General features: G+C 43.7%; 13 protein-coding genes. 4 read left to right on the top strand and 9 right to left on the bottom strand.

Going from position 1 to position 17,235, the window contains the following annotated elements:
- Positions 1-86 precede the first annotated feature (86 nt).
- From metH to metF, 3 genes are read left to right on the top strand one after another with little or no spacing between them, the layout of a single operon-like run.
- Entirely contained in the window at positions 87-3,761 is a 3,675-nt protein-coding gene (metH, locus tag PQ461_RS20600) for a methionine synthase (protein ID WP_274207450.1), read from the top strand.
- Positions 3,762-3,807: 46 nt separating this feature from the next.
- Positions 3,808-4,170: a four helix bundle protein gene (locus tag PQ461_RS20605; RefSeq protein WP_274207451.1), complete on the top strand. Its 363-nt coding sequence runs from the start codon at positions 3,808-3,810 to the stop codon at positions 4,168-4,170.
- Between the two features lie 35 nt (positions 4,171-4,205).
- On the top strand, positions 4,206-5,162 hold the full coding sequence (gene metF, locus PQ461_RS20610) for a methylenetetrahydrofolate reductase [NAD(P)H] (RefSeq protein WP_274207452.1): 957 nt from the start codon (positions 4,206-4,208) through the stop codon (positions 5,160-5,162).
- A gap of 4 nt (positions 5,163-5,166) precedes the next feature.
- Here the strand turns inward: metF and PQ461_RS20615 are convergent, their stop codons facing one another.
- The 4 genes from PQ461_RS20615 to thrA all read right to left on the bottom strand — a co-directional run bounded on the left by PQ461_RS20615 (position 5,167) and on the right by thrA (position 10,903).
- Entirely contained in the window at positions 5,167-5,775 is a 609-nt protein-coding gene (locus PQ461_RS20615; RefSeq protein WP_274207453.1) for an HAD family hydrolase, read from the bottom strand.
- A gap of 134 nt (positions 5,776-5,909) precedes the next feature.
- A complete protein-coding gene (gene thrC / locus PQ461_RS20620; RefSeq protein WP_274207454.1) occupies positions 5,910-7,217 on the bottom strand; it encodes a threonine synthase in 1,308 nt (435 codons plus the stop codon).
- A gap of 149 nt (positions 7,218-7,366) precedes the next feature.
- Complete coding sequence (locus PQ461_RS20625) at positions 7,367-8,302, bottom strand: homoserine kinase (protein ID WP_274304043.1); 936 nt, start codon at positions 8,300-8,302, stop codon at positions 7,367-7,369.
- A gap of 150 nt (positions 8,303-8,452) precedes the next feature.
- Positions 8,453-10,903 carry a bifunctional aspartate kinase/homoserine dehydrogenase I gene (thrA, locus tag PQ461_RS20630; protein ID WP_274207455.1) on the bottom strand — a complete coding sequence of 817 codons (2,451 nt, stop codon included), beginning with the start codon at positions 10,901-10,903 and terminating at the stop codon, positions 8,453-8,455.
- Positions 10,904-11,168: 265 nt separating this feature from the next.
- Here thrA and rsgA point away from each other — a divergent pair, with 265 nt between their 5' ends.
- Positions 11,169-12,089 (top strand): ribosome small subunit-dependent GTPase A, encoded by a 921-nt coding sequence (gene rsgA, locus PQ461_RS20635; protein WP_274207456.1) that lies wholly within the window; start codon positions 11,169-11,171, stop codon positions 12,087-12,089.
- 2 nt (positions 12,090-12,091) lie between these two features.
- Here rsgA and PQ461_RS20640 read toward each other — a convergent pair whose 3' ends face one another.
- The 5 genes from PQ461_RS20640 to PQ461_RS20660 form a co-directional block, all read right to left on the bottom strand.
- Entirely contained in the window at positions 12,092-12,661 is a 570-nt protein-coding gene (locus PQ461_RS20640) for a 5-formyltetrahydrofolate cyclo-ligase (protein WP_274207457.1), read from the bottom strand.
- A gap of 60 nt (positions 12,662-12,721) precedes the next feature.
- Positions 12,722-13,003 carry a nucleotidyltransferase family protein gene (locus tag PQ461_RS20645; RefSeq protein ID WP_274207458.1) on the bottom strand — a complete coding sequence of 94 codons (282 nt, stop codon included), beginning with the start codon at positions 13,001-13,003 and terminating at the stop codon, positions 12,722-12,724.
- A 69-nt stretch (positions 13,004-13,072) separates the two neighbouring features.
- Positions 13,073-13,636, bottom strand: a complete 564-nt coding sequence (gene efp / locus PQ461_RS20650) for an elongation factor P (protein ID WP_274207459.1) — start codon at positions 13,634-13,636, stop codon at positions 13,073-13,075.
- Between the two features lie 52 nt (positions 13,637-13,688).
- Positions 13,689-16,532: a M16 family metallopeptidase gene (locus PQ461_RS20655; RefSeq protein ID WP_274207460.1), complete on the bottom strand. Its 2,844-nt coding sequence runs from the start codon at positions 16,530-16,532 to the stop codon at positions 13,689-13,691.
- Positions 16,533-16,581: 49 nt separating this feature from the next.
- Positions 16,582-17,229 carry an ABC transporter ATP-binding protein gene (locus PQ461_RS20660; RefSeq protein WP_274207461.1) on the bottom strand — a complete coding sequence of 216 codons (648 nt, stop codon included), beginning with the start codon at positions 17,227-17,229 and terminating at the stop codon, positions 16,582-16,584.
- Between the last annotated feature and the right edge of the window lie 6 nt (positions 17,230-17,235).

Here is a 17,235-nt window from a genome sequence, read left to right on the forward strand (position 1 = left end):
GGTATCAAGATGATTTGATATCAGCAACTTAATGCCCTATGTGTGGTAATACTAACTACCTGATACGTGCTACTTGATACTTCAACATGAGCATTAAAGAAGAGTTAAAAAAACGTATACTAGTTATAGACGGTGCTATGGGTACCATGATCCAGCGGTATCAGCTTACAGAAGCAGATTTTCGTGGCGATCGGTTTAAAAATCACCCGTCAGACCTTAAAGGTAATAACGACCTGCTGAATATCACGCGCCCGGATGTGATTAAGGCTATTCACCTGGAATACCTTGCCGCCGGGGCCGATATTATTGAAACCAATACGTTCAGCACGCAGCGCATTTCACTGGCCGACTACCACATGGAAGAGCTGGCTTATGAACTAAGTTATGAAGGTGCACGCATAGCACGTGAAGCGGTTGACGAATGGAATGCTAAAACTCCTGAAAAACCACGCTACGTAGCTGGTGCCGTTGGGCCAACCAACCGTACGGCATCTTTATCGCCGGATGTAAATGATCCGGGTTATCGTGCGGTTACCTTTGATGATCTTGCCGAAGCATACTATGACCAGGTACGCGGTTTAGTGGATGGCGGCAGTGACCTGATCCTGATTGAAACCATTTTTGATACGCTAAATGCCAAAGCAGCAATTTTTGCTGTACAGCGTTACGGAAACGAGACTGGCAAACACCTTCCGATCATGATTTCGGGCACTATTACCGATGCTTCGGGACGTACACTTTCGGGGCAAACTGTCGAAGCTTTCTGGAATTCGATACGCCATGCCAACCTGCTTTCGGTCGGGCTTAACTGTGCTTTGGGAGCTAAAGAAATGCGACCGCATATTGAGGAGTTATCCGAGAAAGCAGATGTTTTCATCTCTGCTTATCCAAATGCAGGCCTTCCTAACGAGTTTGGAGGTTATGATGAAATGCCGCATGAAACCGCTCATTTTATCGATGACTTTTTACAGGCCGGTTTTGTTAATATTGTTGGTGGCTGCTGTGGTACCACGCCAGAGCATATTAAATGTATTGCAGAAAGAGCGGCTAAATATCCGCCGCGCGAAATTCCTGCCCAGGAGCCTTACATGCGTTTAAGCGGATTGGAAGCAGTTACCATTACCCCGCTTACCAACTTTGTAAACGTTGGCGAGCGTACCAATATCACCGGTTCGCCTAAGTTTTCTAAATTAATACTGGCCGAAAATTACGAAGAGGCTTTAACCGTTGCACGCCAGCAAGTGGAAGGCGGTGCCCAGGTGATTGACATCAACATGGACGAAGGCATGATTGATTCGGAAGCCGTAATGGTTAAGTTTCTTAACCTCGTAGCTTCCGAGCCTGATATTGCCAAACTTCCCATCATGATCGACTCGTCGAAATGGACGGTTATCGAAGCGGGCTTAAAATGCCTGCAAGGCAAGGGCATCGTTAACTCTATCTCGCTTAAAGAGGGCGAAGAAAGGTTTAAAGAATATGCCCGTAAAATATTAAGCTACGGTGCGGCTACCGTTGTAATGGCCTTTGACGAACATGGTCAGGCCGACTCGTACCAGCGCCGTATTGAGATATGCGAACGCTCATATAACATCCTTGTCAATGAGGTAGGCTTCCCGCCGCAGGATATCATCTTCGACCCTAATATTCTTACTGTTGCTACCGGCCTTGAAGAACACAACAACTATGCGGTAGACTTTATCGAAGCTACCCGCTGGATAAAACAAAACCTGCCGCTTGCCAAAGTAAGCGGTGGTGTAAGCAACATTTCGTTCTCGTTCCGTGGTAATAACGTAGTACGCGAGGCTATGCACTCGGCATTCCTTTACCATGCTATTAAAGCAGGCATGGATATGGGTATTGTTAACGCCGGCATGCTGGAGGTTTATGAACAGATACCGCCCGAACTGTTAATAAAAGTTGAAGATGTACTCCTTAACCGCCACCCGGAAGCCACCGAACGTCTGGTGGAGTTTGCCGAAACGGTAAAAAGCAAAGGCAAAGAAATTATTAAAGACGAGGCCTGGCGTAACGCCCCGGTACAGGAACGCCTTTCACATGCACTGGTTAAAGGCATTATTGAGTATTTGGATGCCGACGTTGAAGAAGCGCGTCAGCAATATGCCCGTCCACTTGAGGTGATCGAAGGACCGCTGATGGATGGCATGAATATCGTAGGCGACCTGTTTGGCTCGGGCAAAATGTTTTTACCCCAAGTGGTAAAATCTGCCCGGGTAATGAAAAAAGCAGTTGCTTATTTGTTACCATTTATTGAAGCAGAAAAGTTAAAAAATCCCGGTGGAGGCACCTCTTCCTCAGCCGGAAAGATTCTTTTAGCTACCGTTAAAGGCGATGTACACGATATTGGCAAGAACATAGTCGGCGTAGTGCTGGCTTGTAATAATTTCGAGGTGATTGACCTTGGCGTTATGGTGCCTGCGCAAAGGATACTTGACGAAGCCAGGAAGCAGAATGTAGATATTATCGGGCTTAGCGGATTGATTACGCCTTCACTTGACGAAATGGTACACTTTGCCAAAGAGATGGAACGCGAAGGGTTTACCATTCCGCTTATTGTTGGTGGGGCTACTACTTCACGTATTCACGCGGCGGTAAAAATTGCACCTAATTATTCTGGCGCTGCTATACATGTGCTAGATGCTTCACGCAGCGTAACAGTGTGCAGCAGCCTGCTTAACAAGGATACCAAAGATGCATACATTGCCGGTACAAAAGCCGAATATGAAAAGGCTCGCGAAGCACATTTAAATAAGCGGTCGGATAAACGCTTTGTAAGCATTACCGATGCGCGCAACCAAAAATGCCAGATCAACCTTAACGGTTCGGTTCCGCCTAAACCTACTTTTACAGGCACCAAAGTATTTGAGGCTTTCCCGCTCGAAGAACTTGTACCATATATCGACTGGACACCGTTTTTTCATACCTGGGAGCTGCGCGGCAGCTATCCAAAGATCTTTAACGACCAGCATGTTGGCACTGAAGCCAAAAAGCTTTATGATGACGCGCAGGTTTTGCTTAACCGTATTATTAAAGAACGGCTTTTGCAAGCCAATGGCGTTATCGGGTTTTGGCCGGCTAACAGCATTGGCGATGATATTGAGCTTTACAGCGATGAAAGCCGCACACAGCTTTTAAGCAAGATACATACCTTACGCCAGCAGGCAGAAAAAGTGAAAGGCGAGCCTTATTATGCTTTGTCAGACTTTATTGCGCCCAAAGATAGCGGTGTGCCCGATTACTTCGGCGGATTCGCCGTAACGGCAGGTATCGGCTGCGATGAGCTGGTTGCCGAGTTTGAACGTGACCACGACGACTATAACAGTATCATGGCCAAAGCCATTGCCGACCGCCTTGCAGAGGCCTTTGCCGAGAAAATGCATGAACTGGTACGTCGCAAATATTGGGGCTACGCAAAAAACGAAACACTGGATAATCAGCAACTGATTAAAGAGGAGTACCAGGGTATACGCCCGGCACCGGGTTATCCGGCCTGCCCCGACCATACCGAAAAAACAACCTTATTTGATTTGCTGAAAGCAGAAGACAACGCTCACATGCACCTTACCGAAAGCCTGGCCATGATGCCGGCAGCATCCGTAAGCGGCTTTTATTTCGCCCATCCCGAAGCTCGCTACTTCGGCTTAGGTAAAATCAGCAAAGACCAGGTAGAAGACTACGCACACCGCAAAGGCATGTCGGTCGAAACCGTTGAACGATGGTTGGGGCCTAATTTAAACTATTAGATTTCAGTTACGAGTTAACAGTTGCGGGTTACGAGAAATAGAAATTATGATATTTACAAATCTTGAAGTATGGAAAGAAGCAAGAGTTTTAGTAAAACTTGTTTATACCAACATTTCTACTTTTCCAAGAGAAGAAATGTTTGGCTTACAATCCCAAATTAAGAGATCAGTAATTTCTATACCCTCAAACATTGCGGAAGGCTGTGGAAGAAACTCTGTTAAAGACTCAATGCAGTTCTTCTATATAGCTCGTGGCTCTGCTTTTGAATTAGAGGCTCAATTATATCTTTCAAACGATTTAGGATTCGTTACTGAAGATCAACTAAATATCATGCTTAAACAATTAGAGTTAGTTAGAAAAATATTGGCTGGATTTATTAATTTTTATAAAACTCAACTACCCGCTTAATCTCGCAACTCGCAACTAAATTACTCGCAACTGAAATGAAGATCACCGAACATATAGCTAACGCCAACGGCAAAACACTTTTTTCTTTTGAACTGCTGCCTCCTGTAAAAGGGTCAGGTATACAAGGCATATTTAATTCTATTGAACCTTTAATGGAGTTTAAACCGCCGTTTATAGACGTTACCTCATCCCGTGAAGATCTGGTTTACAAAGAGAAATCTAATGGCTTGCTGGAGCGTGTGGTTTATCGCAAGCGCCCCGGCACGGTAGCTGTCTGTGCTGCTATTATGAACCGGTTTAAGGTAGATGCCGTACCGCATCTTATTTGCGGTGGTTTCACAAAGGAAGAGACAGAATACGCGCTGATCGACCTACAATTTTTAGGTATAGACAATGTGTTGGTGCTACGCGGCGATGCACGCAAAACCGATCCGGGATTTATTCCAACACCCGGCGGACACATGTATGCAACCGATCTGCTTAAACAGGTTACCGACATGAACAATGGGGTTTACCTGCATGAATATCATGACAGCTCGCATAAAACCAATTTCTGCATTGGTGTAGCCGGTTACCCAGAAAAGCATTTTGAGTCGCCAAACCTGAACACTGATTTTAAACATCTGAAGAAAAAGATAGACGATGGCGCTAATTTCATTGTAACTCAGATGTTCTATGATAATAACAAGTACTTCGACTTTGTAAACAGGTGCCGCGAAAACGGTATTAATGTCCCGATTATTCCAGGCTTAAAACCGTTGACGACTGCCAAGCAGCTTACCGTTCTGCCCAAGATATTCCATATCGATATTCCGGAAGATTTGAGCAATGCCGTTTCTGGCTGCAAAAACGATAAAGAGGTAAAAGAAGTAGGCATCGAATTTATGATCAACCAATGCAAAGAGCTGGTTAAGTTTGGTGTACCTGTGCTACATTTTTATACCATGGGCAACCCCGAGCCAACAAAACGTATTGCACAAGCTATTTTTTAGCACATTATACGGCTATGCCGTATGATGTAAGCTCTTCTTTTAATGCTTCAGGTGTGGTAAAATGAATGCTTGGTATACCCATCTTTATGGCAGCTGCTACATTACGTGCGTTATCGTCAATGAATAATGCTTCTGAAGGATTAACCTGGTACCGGTCTAATAATATCTGGTAAAAAGCAGAAAACGGTTTACGCATCTTTTCTTCGCCAGACATGACGATACCGTCAAACCAGTTCAGGAAATCATACCGCTCCCTGGCTATTCCAAATGTTTCTGCCGACCAGTTGGTAAGGGCATATATTTTGTATTGACCACTTTCTTTCAGCTTGCGAAATATTTCTACCGTAGCATCAATAGGCCCGCCAAGCATTTCTTCCCAGCGGCCATAAAAAGCACGGATGTTGTCCTCATGCTCCGGGTAACGACTAATCAGCAATTCTGTACCATCATGCAGGCTACGCCCCGCATCCTGCTCTTCGTTCCAATCTGAAGTGGTGATATTGGCTAGAAAGTGTTGCATCTGTGTTTCGTCGTCAAACAGTTTCCTGTATAAATAAACCGGGTTCCAATCGATCAATACAGCGCCGAGATCAAATATGATGGTAGTGGTCATGCGTATGAAGAATTTGAGATGCGCAATTTAGCTTTTCCTGTCATTCTGAACGAAGTGAAGAATCTTTTGAAACATGAAGTTTATCTAATAAGATCCTTCACTTCGTTCAGGATGACATAACTATAGTCTATTGCTCATTCAGCCAATAAAAACGCCTTAAACCCTTCAAAGTCCTTCCCTAATTCAACAGCGTGTTTAGGTTTATTCTCCAATGCTTTTACACTTTCAGGTACATTAATGGCATCAGCGATTTCCTGTGGAAAAACATCTGGAAATTTGCAGGGATGAGCGGTTGATAGAAAAACTCCCGTAGCCTCGTTGTCTGCATTGCTTTGCTGATACTGTTTTAAAGCTTTCCAGGCAATGGCGGTATGCGGACAAACCACATAGTTATATTGATCAAACACCTGCTTTATAGCAGCTGTAGTTTCGTCGTCGTTGTAGCTATAGCCCACTACCTGTTCTTTCAGTTGTTCAGCACTCTCTTTAAACAAATCGCTGATACGCGCCCAGTTGCTTGGATTGCCCACATCCATCGCGTTCGACAGCGTTTGCACCGATGCTTTAGGCTCATATACGCCTGTTTTTAAGTAGGCAGGAACAGTATCGTTAGCGTTTGTTGCCGCAATAAATTTTTGTACGGGCAGACCCATTTTCCAGGCTAATAGGCCCGCACCAATGTTACCGAAATTGCCGCTTGGTACAGAGAATACAACTTGGTTGATACCCTGGCGCAAAAGCTGCGCATAAGCATTAAAGTAATAAAACGTTTGCGGAATCAACCTGGCTATATTAATGGAGTTAGCAGATGTCAGACGGAACTTCTCATTCAGCTCTTTGTCGGTAAATGCCTGTTTAACCAGCGCCTGGCAATCATCAAAAGTGCCATCAATTTCCAAAGCCCTGATATTTTGGCCATTGGTAGTTAGTTGCTGCTCCTGTATCTCGCTTACCTTACCTTTGGGATATAGTATGGTTACGCGGGTGTTTGGCACGCCTAAAAACCCTAATGCCACAGCACCACCGGTATCACCAGATGTGGCTACCAATACATCCAGCTGCTTTTCGCCATCTGCCAGAAAGTAACTCATTACGCGGCTCATAAAACGTGCGCCGAAATCTTTAAAAGCTAACGATGGTCCGTGGAAAAGCTCCAGTACAAAAGTTTTATCATCCAGCTTTACAGCAGGTGCCAAAAAGTTGATCGCATCATGTATAATAGCTTTCAGGTCATCTTGCGGAATGGCATTATCAAGCAATGCATCAGCTACATGAAAAGCTATTTCGGGTAGTGTGTATTCGTCAAGGTTGTTTAAAAACTTATCAGATAAAACCGGGATTTGCTCGGGCATGTATAAACCCCTGTCCTGTGGCATACTGTTAAAAACAGCATCTTTAAATTCAACCTGGTGCGATGTATCGTTGGTGCTATAGAAATTCATTTTATTTGGCGTTCGGATTTTCGATAATATGTCATTGCGAGCGGTAGCGTGGCAATCTCTTCAACTTCTATGAGATTGCTTCATCATTCTTCTTCGCAATGACAATATGATTTTGAATTGTGTCTTTTCTCTTATTTCTTGTCTCTCACTCAGCCCAGTATCTTTGGCCCGTTATCATTAATTTTTGAGACATAAGCCTGTGAGTTAATTTTTATAGCGGTTAAGTGTTCCTGCACCTTTTGGGTAATCAGGTGAGCGGTTTGCTCGTTACGCGCAAAGGCAAATACCGAAGGGCCAGAGCCGGAAATACCAAAACTTACAGCCCCTGCATCCATTGCCAGTTTGCGTAGCTTGTAAAAGTCGGGGATCAGCATGGCGCGTACCGGTTCAATTAGCACATCCTCCATACTGCGTCCAATCAGGTCAATATCGTTGGTATAAAGTCCACTTACCAAACCGGCAATGTTTCCCCATTGAGTAACGGCATCTTCAAGTAATACTTTATTGCGGATAATTTGGCGTGCTTCGCGGGTAGGCACATCAACATCCGGGAATACAATGGCACAAAACAATTCTTTAGGGTGCGGCAGACGGATCACATCCAGTGGTCGGTAACTACGGATCAAAACAAAACCACCCATTAAAGCAGGGGCAACATTATCTGCATGGCCGTGGCCACATGCCAGCTCCTCTCCTTTCATGGCAAAAGGCAATAGTTTTTCGGGTGAGGAATCATCGCCCATTAACGTCTTAATGGCATATAAACCTGCAACCGTGCTTGCCGAACTTGAGCCCAGGCCGCTGCCAATCGGCATTTTTTTATGCAATTCAATATCAAGGCCAATATCCGGCCGGCCAATGCTGTTCAGATAATGCTGAACGCTTACGCTTACAGTATTTTTCAGTGGGTTCATCGGCAACTTGCCATTATCCCCCGTAATTTTGCTGATGGTAATTCCCGAACGGTTTTTAAGGCGCATAATTACCTCGTCGCCGGGTGCATCAACAGCAAAACCCAGTACATCAAACCCGCAAACTACGTTTGCAACGGTAGCGGGCGCAAAAACGTGTACGCTTGGCGCAATAGCTTTTGCATTAGCAGGTAATGACTTATCCCGCTTACTACCTTTAACATTTAATTCAGCACTCATATTGAATTTTTTATGACAAGATTGCCTGACTATGTCTTGCAATTACAAACAATCTTGTTTCTTCGCTTCTGGCTCTTATTTATATTAATTAGCCCCTACGTTTATCAGGTCGGCAAATACACCGGCGGCAGTTACTTCGGCACCTGCACCAGGGCCTTTAACTACCATTGGCCGCTCATAATACCTGTCTGTTGTAAAGGCAATGATATTATCCGCACCAGACATCATGTAAAATGGATGTGAATCATCAACCATTTGCAGGCTGATCGCCGCTTTACCGTTCTCCAGCTTGCCCACGTAGCGCAATACTTTTTTCTCTTTCTCTGCCTTGTTTTTCAGGTTAGTGAAATAAGCCTCCTCTTTTTTAAGCGCAGCATAAAACGCATCTACTGTTTGTGCATCAATGCATGATTGCGGCAGTATCGGTTCAATCACCACATCTGATGCTTCCATTGCATAGCCGGCATCACGGGCAAGGATCAGCATCTTACGCATAAAGTCTGTTCCGCGAAGGTCGTCGCGTGGGTCTGGTTCTGTGTAGCCTTTCTCCTGCGCCATTTTTACCACATCATGGAAACTGGCATCACCTTTAAAGTTGTTGAAGATAAAGGAAATGGTTCCTGATAATATGGCTTCCATACGCTGCACCCGGTCGCCGCTGATCATCAGGTCTTTCAATGTACGGATGATAGGCAAGCCTGCACCCACATTAGTTTCATAAAAGAAATCAACACCATGATACAGTGCATTATCTTTAAAGCTGCGGTATTGGCTGTAGGATGATGAGTTGCCTATCTTATTACAGGTTACCACCGAAATATTAGCCTTAAACAGATCGTTGTAAAAGGTAACCGGAAGCGGACTTGCCGTATTATCAACAAACACACAATTAGGCAGGTTCATGCTGATTACGCGGTCGATAAACGCTTTCAGTTCTGCCGGTTCGCCTTTTTCGTTAAGCGTTTGCTCCCAATTATCTAAAGACAGGCCATCACTGTCAAACAGCATTTTACGGGTATTGCCAATGCCTGCTACTTTAACCTGTATACTGTTATTGTCGCGCAGGTATTGGCTATGCTGGTTAAGCTGTTTAAACAGCGTTTTACCGATATTACCTGTGCCCAGACAAAAAGCGTTCAGCGTCTTGTTAAGCTGGGTAAAGAAAGCATCATGCACGGCATTTAGCGCTTTTGCTAAATCAACCGACGAAATGATCACCGAGATATTATACTCTGACGACCCCTGCGCAATGGCGCGCACATTGATACCGTTACGACCCAGGGCATGGAACAGCTTGCCCGATACACCCAGCGTTTGTTTCATGCGTTCGCCAACTACCGCTAATACCGATAGGTTATTTTCAATAACAGGCGCTTCCAGCTTATTGGCCTGCAATTCCAGTTCAAACTCCTGCTCCATTAAAGCCTTAGCTTTAGGTGCATCAGCGGGGTTAACCGCAAAGGTAATCGTATGCTCTGATGATGATTGCGTAATTAATACCACGTTAATACGCTCACGGGCAAACAGGGAGAATAATCTACCGCTGAAACCGGCCTTACCCACCATACCGCTACCGGTTAAGTTAAGTACGCTGATTTCATTAATGGAAGATATACCCTTTATTGGCAACCTCGACTCTTTATTTTCTGAACTTATCACCGTACCCTCAAAACTCAGGTCGAACGTATTTTTAATAACAATCGGGATCTTTTTCAGGAATACCGGGATCATTGTTGGCGGATAGATCACCTTTGCGCCGAAGTAGGAAAGCTCCATCGCCTCAGTATAAGTAAGGTCATTTAATGAAAATGCCTTTTTCACGATGCGTGGGTCAGCTGTCATCATACCGTTAACATCCGTCCATATTTCAACTGACGATGCATTAAGCGCAGCACCGAAGATAGCCGCAGTGTAATCACTGCCGCCACGGCCAAGTGTAGTAGCCTGCCCGGCATCGTTACTGGCAATAAAACCGGTTACTATTAATACTTTGTCCTTATTGGCCTGCCTGAATAAGCGGATCAGGTTTTCCGTTAATTCTGTGTCTACTTTTGCCTGGCCGAAGGCGTTATCTGTTTTAATTAGTTCGGTTGCATCTACATATAATACATCGCTGATGTATTGCAGCGCGACACGGCTAATCATTAATGCCGAGCAACGTTCGCCATAGCTTAATATCTGGTCGCGGGTTTTAGGTGTAAGTTCGCGCAACACGAAAACGCCTTGCAACAGGTCTTCCAGCTCATTAAAATAAATTTTAAGGCGGGTTAACAGCGGATTTTGCTGCTGAATATCTAACAGCTCTTTTACAGCGTTAAAGTGGCGCAGCTCAAGCTCGGCAAGCTGTGCGGTAAAATCATGCCCTTGTGCAGCATTCTCTGCCATAGCAGCAAGCAGGTTGGTAACGCCGCTCATGGCCGATATAACAGCAACAGGTTTTTCCTTTGCCTGGCTTTCATCTTTTAAAATACCGATCAGCGTCCTTATACTTTCTGCTGACCCTACCGAGGTACCCCCGAATTTTAATACTTTCATGATAGTGGTTAAAACAAAAGCGCCTTCCCCGTTTCTGGAGGAAGGCGCCTTGTGGTTTATCTTTTTATTTTTTACACCATACGGTTATCTTCCTCCATGCTTACGGCATGTGGTAATAATAATCGCTGTAATAATGGTGTTGTTAATAATCACTTTTGTTGTTCTGTCTTGTTAATGAGCGTAAAATAAGCTTAAAATTTAAAATTATGCAAGACAATTCGTTTTTATTTTTTCGCCCTGCTAAGTTTCGTACTTTTGATACCCTATGCAGGGATTGGTAACAAAGTCGACAGGAAGCTGGTATCAGGTACAAACGCCCGAAGGCGAAGTGATTGACTGCCGTATTAAGGGCAAGTTTCGCATTAAGGGCATCACTACCACCAACCCCATTGCTGTTGGCGACCGTGTTGATATTGAAATGGAACCCGGCCAGGATAATGGTGTAATTACTAAACTGCACGACCGCAAAAATTACATTATCCGTAAATCTATCAACTTATCTAAACAGGCGCAGATCATCGCGGCCAATCTCGATCAGGCTTTCCTGGTGGTAACACTTGCCTCGCCGCGTACCTCGCTTGGTTTTATAGACCGTTTCCTGGTAACTGCTGAAGCTTATGATATTCCGGCACGCTTAGTATTTAACAAACTTGACCTTTTTAGTGAAGAAGGTTTAGAAATCTTAGCTGAATATAAAGCCATATATGAAAACATTGGCTATCCTTGTTTTGATGTATCTGCTTTAAAACACTGGGGAATTGATGTTTTAAAGAATGAATTAGCTGACAAAGTTTCGCTTTTTTCGGGACATTCAGGCGTAGGGAAGTCAAGCTTAATGAATGCTTTATTACCTGAACTTGAATTGCGCACTAACGAAATTTCTGAATGGAGCGACAAGGGCATGCACACCACAACATTTGCTGAAATGTTTAATGTACCGGGCGGCGGCTTTATTATAGATACTCCCGGGATTCGCGAATTAGGTGTAATAGACATAGAACAGCAAGAGCTTGGCCACTTTTTTCCTGAAATGCGTGAACGCATGCACGATTGCCGCTTTAACAATTGCCGCCACATTAACGAGCCTGGCTGCGCGGTATTAAAAGCTTTGGAAGAAGGCGAAATTGAACCATCGCGATATGATAGCTACCTGAGTATTTATCATGGAAACGATACCCGTGCTTAGTATCAGAATTGATGAATTTTATCTGGTGTGACGCAGGTATGCAATTTAATATCGTACTGATCTACATCTTCCAACTCATCCACTGGTTCAAATAAAGACAGGCCGATAAATTTACATGCGGGTTTACATTGCGTCATATACCTGTCGTAAAAGCCTTTACCGTAGCCTGCGCGGTACCCCTGCTTATCAAATGCCAGCAATGGGACAAGCATCCTATCAATCTGATCTGCTGAAATCTGATTACCTGCAACCGGCTCTGATATGCCGAAATCATTTATCGCCATTTGCAAATCGGCATCGTCTACAAAGCTTTGCATAGAAAGATCTGCAAAGTTGGTTTGGGGATAAACGAGCTTGATTTGAGGATGAGTAGTTCGCAGCCAATCGCTTATCAGTGTAGTATCCGGCTCTCTTCGGTTCCTGATCGGAATAAATGTATGCAGATACTTGACTTTAGAAAAATCTACTTGCTGAAATTGGTGCAGCAGCCTCCGGTTAAGCATTTCATAATCAGCATCAGAAAGCTCTTTTCGCTTTTTAAGATAGATTTCACGGGCTTGTTGTTTTTTCATATAACAACTAAAGTAGTTGCTCCAACTGTTCTTTCAGGATTGAAACGCTATCTGACCGGCTCATAGAATGGAAATTGCAGATTGCATTACTTCATTTCTAATTGAAGTTTTTAAAGCTTGAAACTCAACGATATCAACTTTTCGGTTTGTTTGCCTCGAGATTTCACTTTCAAGCTGAAGCATGCTAAATAATGTAAACCCTTCTGATGGCTCAATTAAAAGGTCAATATCGCTTTCTAAAGTTTCTGAACCCTTAGCTACAGATCCAAAAATAGCAGCACGCTTAATGTCAAACCGTTTTAACACAGGTACTATGATATCTTTATATTGCTGCAAGCCCATATTCAAATATACATTTAAAAAGAAAAAGCCCCTTATAATAAGGAGCTTTCCTGTATGGTGTTTTTAATCTTAGCTTCTCACACGCTCAACATAAGCACCGGTAGAAGTATCTACTTTTACCTTGTCGCCAATGTTAATGAATAACGGAACGCGAATTTCGGCACCGGTTTCAACAGTCGCGCTTTTAAGCGCGTTGGTTGATGTATCACCTTTAACAGCAGGTTCAGTATAAGTGATTTCTAACTCTGCCGATGCAGGTGCTTTAGCCATAATTGGCTCGCCGCTTTCAAAAGCCACAATTACATTGCTGCCTTCTTTTAAGAATTTAACGCCGTTACCAAATAAAAATTTAGGCACGTTAAATTGCTCATAGCTGGCATTGTCCATAATTACAAGGTCGTTGCCGTCTTCGTATAAGTATTGATAATCACTGGTTTCAACACGGGCAATTTCCACCTCTTCGTCTGTACGGAAACGGTATTCAACCAGTTTACCTGATTTAACGTTACGCATACGCGCCTGGTAAAATGCACGCAGGTTACCTGGCGTACGGTGAATAAACTCTTCTACCTGCACTAATTCTCCGTTGAAACGAAGAATGTTGCCGTTCTTTATTTCTGATGCTTTTGACATAATCTGTTATTGAGGCGCAAACTTATGGACTTACATCCAAACAATCAAGCAGTTATTGTGCACTTACCTGATCGCCGTCTGCGTTTAGTTCTAAAATTTCGTAACCCAATTTTTGTAAGCCTGGCAAAATAGCGGCCTTATCGCCAACCAATAAAATATTGATCTGTGCAGGTTTAATCCATTTTTCGGCTTCTGTTTTCAGCTCTTGTGCTGTTGCATCAGCGATGATCTTGTTCTGGATATCCACATAATTTGCCGGTAAATTATAATCCAGGATACGGGATACAAAACGCGCTTTTTGTGCAGCTGTTTCATAACGCAAGGCATCGCCCTGGCTTATAGCTTTTTTAAGCGTGGTAACTTCATCTGCAGTTGGGCCGTTTTGGCTGTAATCGGTTAGCTCTTTCATTAATGACACTAAAGCACTGTCGGTAGCGTTTGCGCGGATACCAGATGTAAAGTAGTAATCGCCGCTGTATTTGTTACCTGTCCAAATGGTGCTGGCGCCGTACGTCCACCCGCGGGTTTCGCGTAAGTAAGTATTAACACGGCTGGTAAAATCGGCACCTAAAGGATAGTTCATCAAATAAGCTTTATAATACTCGCCTGTTGGGTCATATTTTTCATTAGTACCATATCCTACCCTAAATTCGGTCTGTGCTGCTTTAGGCACATCAATCAGGTAAATTTTTGTCTTGGTAACTGCTGTAGCCGGAGCTGGCGTATTTAAGCTTATTGCTTTTTTAGGCAGCTTATCCATAAAAGCAAGCTGGCTTAATAATTCGGCTTCTGTAATATCGCCAACAGCTACAACTTTTGCCCCGTTGGCTGTAAGATTGTTATTATAGTAATTCTCTACATCGCTTAGGGTAATGTTGCTAACGGTTTTTTCGTTTCCGTTTGACTGGTAGCCTAATATGTTAGTGGCACCATAATTTAACTTAGCGAAAGCAGCCGTAGCAATATAAGATGGCTGTGCTTTCTGTATTTTGAAAGACTCTAATGCCTGTTTTTTGTTACGGTTGAATGCTGATTCGGTAAACTTAGCATTGAAGATTCGCTCTTGCAGCAATGCCATCGTTTTCGGGAAGTTGCTTTTCAGCGATTGTACATAAAAAACAATCCCATCTATATCTGCACCTACGCGTATGCTGCTGCCCAATTTTTGTAGTTCGTTTGCAAACTGCTCTGCAGTATAGTTTTTGGTGTCTTCCTGCATCATGGTGGCAAACATGGTAGATAAGCCAAGCTTGCTCATATCATTTGCCTCTAAAAGGCGGCCTCCAGGCAAAGTAATGTTCAAGGTTACTAAAGGAACCTCCGTATTTTGTACACCAATTACCTTTGCGCCTGATGACAAATCTTTACGCCAGAAGGCAGGCGCTTTTGTTACCGGTGCAGGGCCAAGCGGCGGAACAGTTTTACGGTTGAAATTATCTTTAGCCTTTACATACTTAAGGCCTGCATAACCATAATTTGGAGCAACATAATGCGTGGTATCAATTGTATAGTTATCAGCTACTGCTGGCTGAACATTGCCTGATTTGGTAAGTACGCTTAATACCACAGCTCCTTTGCCTTTGATGTATTTATGGAAGGCAGCCATTACCTGCTCTTTAGTAAGCGAAGTATATTCGCGAAGCAACCTGGCTGTTTGGTTAGGATTACCTGTAAACGTTTGGTAAGCTGCCAGATTTGAAACCTTGCCAGATACACTTTGCAGGTCGTTGATAAAATCGGCTTGTATGCCGCCCTTAAATTTTTGAAGGTCATCATCGCTAATGCCGTTTTTCTCTAATGAATCAAGTGAAGCCCTATACAACTGCTCCATTTCTGCAAGTGATTTGCCCGCAAGCGGAACAATGCGCACAATAAATTCACCCGCCAGTTCTGAACCCTGGCTTGAAGCTGAAGCTTGCAGTGCCTGCTGTTTCTTCACCAGGTTTTGGTAAAGGATTGAGTTTTTACCCTGGCCTAATATCTCGGCAAGGCAATCTAAGGCAGGTACATCTTTAGTATATTCCGGAACGGTTGGGTAATCAATCACCAGCATAGGCAGGCGTGCGTAGTTATCTGTGTAAGACACATACCGATCCGCCTGTAGGCTAACCGGAGCTACTTTTACCGGTTGTACAGCCGGGCAACGCGGTATGTCGCCGAAATACTTTTCAACCATTTTTAATGTAGCTGCCGGGCTAATGTCACCGCCTATAGTAAGCGTGGCATTGTTAGGGCCGTACCAGCGTAAAAAGAAGTTTTTAAGATCATTAACATTGCTGCGGTTTAAGTCTTCAATGTAACCAATGGTTAACCACGAATATGGGTGTCCATACGGATAAAGATTTTTACCGGTGTATTGGGAGGTTAAGCCATAAGGGCGGTTATCATAATTTTGGCCGCGTTCATTTTTTACTGTTGCGCGTTGCACCTCGAAACGGTCTTGTGTTACCTGGCCTAATAAAAAGCCCATGCGGTCGGCTTCCAGCCATACAGCATCTTCCAATAGGTTGGCAGGTACGGTTTCATAATAATTGGTACGGTCGCGGTTGGTTGAACCGTTATTGGTACCGCCATTACCAATGGTAATTTTATCATGCACACCTTTAGGCGCATCGTCAGAGCCTTCAAACATCATGTGCTCGAAGAAATGCGCAAAACCTGATTTACCGATCTCTTCCCTGGCAGAGCCAACGTGATAGGTCACGTCAACATGAACCAGTGGGTCAGAATGATCTTCGTGCAAAATAAGCGTTAAGCCATTCGGCAGCACATATTTTTCGTAAGGGATAGTGACTTCATTGCCTTTTTTCACCACCTTTTCAACCAGTTTGGCTTGTCCAAAAGAGGTGGCTGCAATAGCCATAGCAGATACTACAGCGAGTATTTGTTTTTTCATGTGATCCGGAGAAAATTGAGTATAAATATAGCTTTTTAATTAAAAAAGCCTATTGCACAGGCTGCTGTTTATAGTCAGTTATTTGCAGGCGATGACTGCAAAAATCATATTCGTGAAGCTGGTTTGAGCCAACAATAGTAAGTCTGCCTTTAGAAAAACGCTCGACTAATGACAAGTACCAGTCGATGCCTTGGGTATCCAGGTTTGAAGTCGGTTCATCAAGCATCAGTATGGCAGTATCTGAACAAAAAGCCAGGATCAGTTTAAGCCTTTGTTTCATACCGGAAGAAAAGTATTTGATCAGTTTATTGGCGCTGCCTTTTAAGTTAAGCAGCTCTACCATTTCTTCTTTATTGATACCGGGCAAATACTTTTTGAACTTGAAATGAAAGTCGATCATTTCATTTAACGAAAAATCTTCGATCAGTTCCAGGTACGGAGTAGCAAGGCTTAAATGCTGATAAATATTTTCAACAGTTAACGGCTGGGCATCTAACTCATAACTAATTTTACCGCTTGATGCGCCAAGACTACCGTTAATTACTTGCAGCAAAGTAGATTTACCCGATCCGTTAGGTCCTAATATGGCATAACTGCCACCGGCACTAAAAGTGTAGTTTACCCCGCGAAATATCCAGTCGCGGTTAAAGCGGCGGCCGATGTTATCGAGGGAGATGGTAAAAAGTCCATGGTCCATAGTCAA

Source organism: Mucilaginibacter sp. KACC 22063, assembly GCF_028736115.1.
Classification (GTDB): domain Bacteria; phylum Bacteroidota; class Bacteroidia; order Sphingobacteriales; family Sphingobacteriaceae; genus Mucilaginibacter.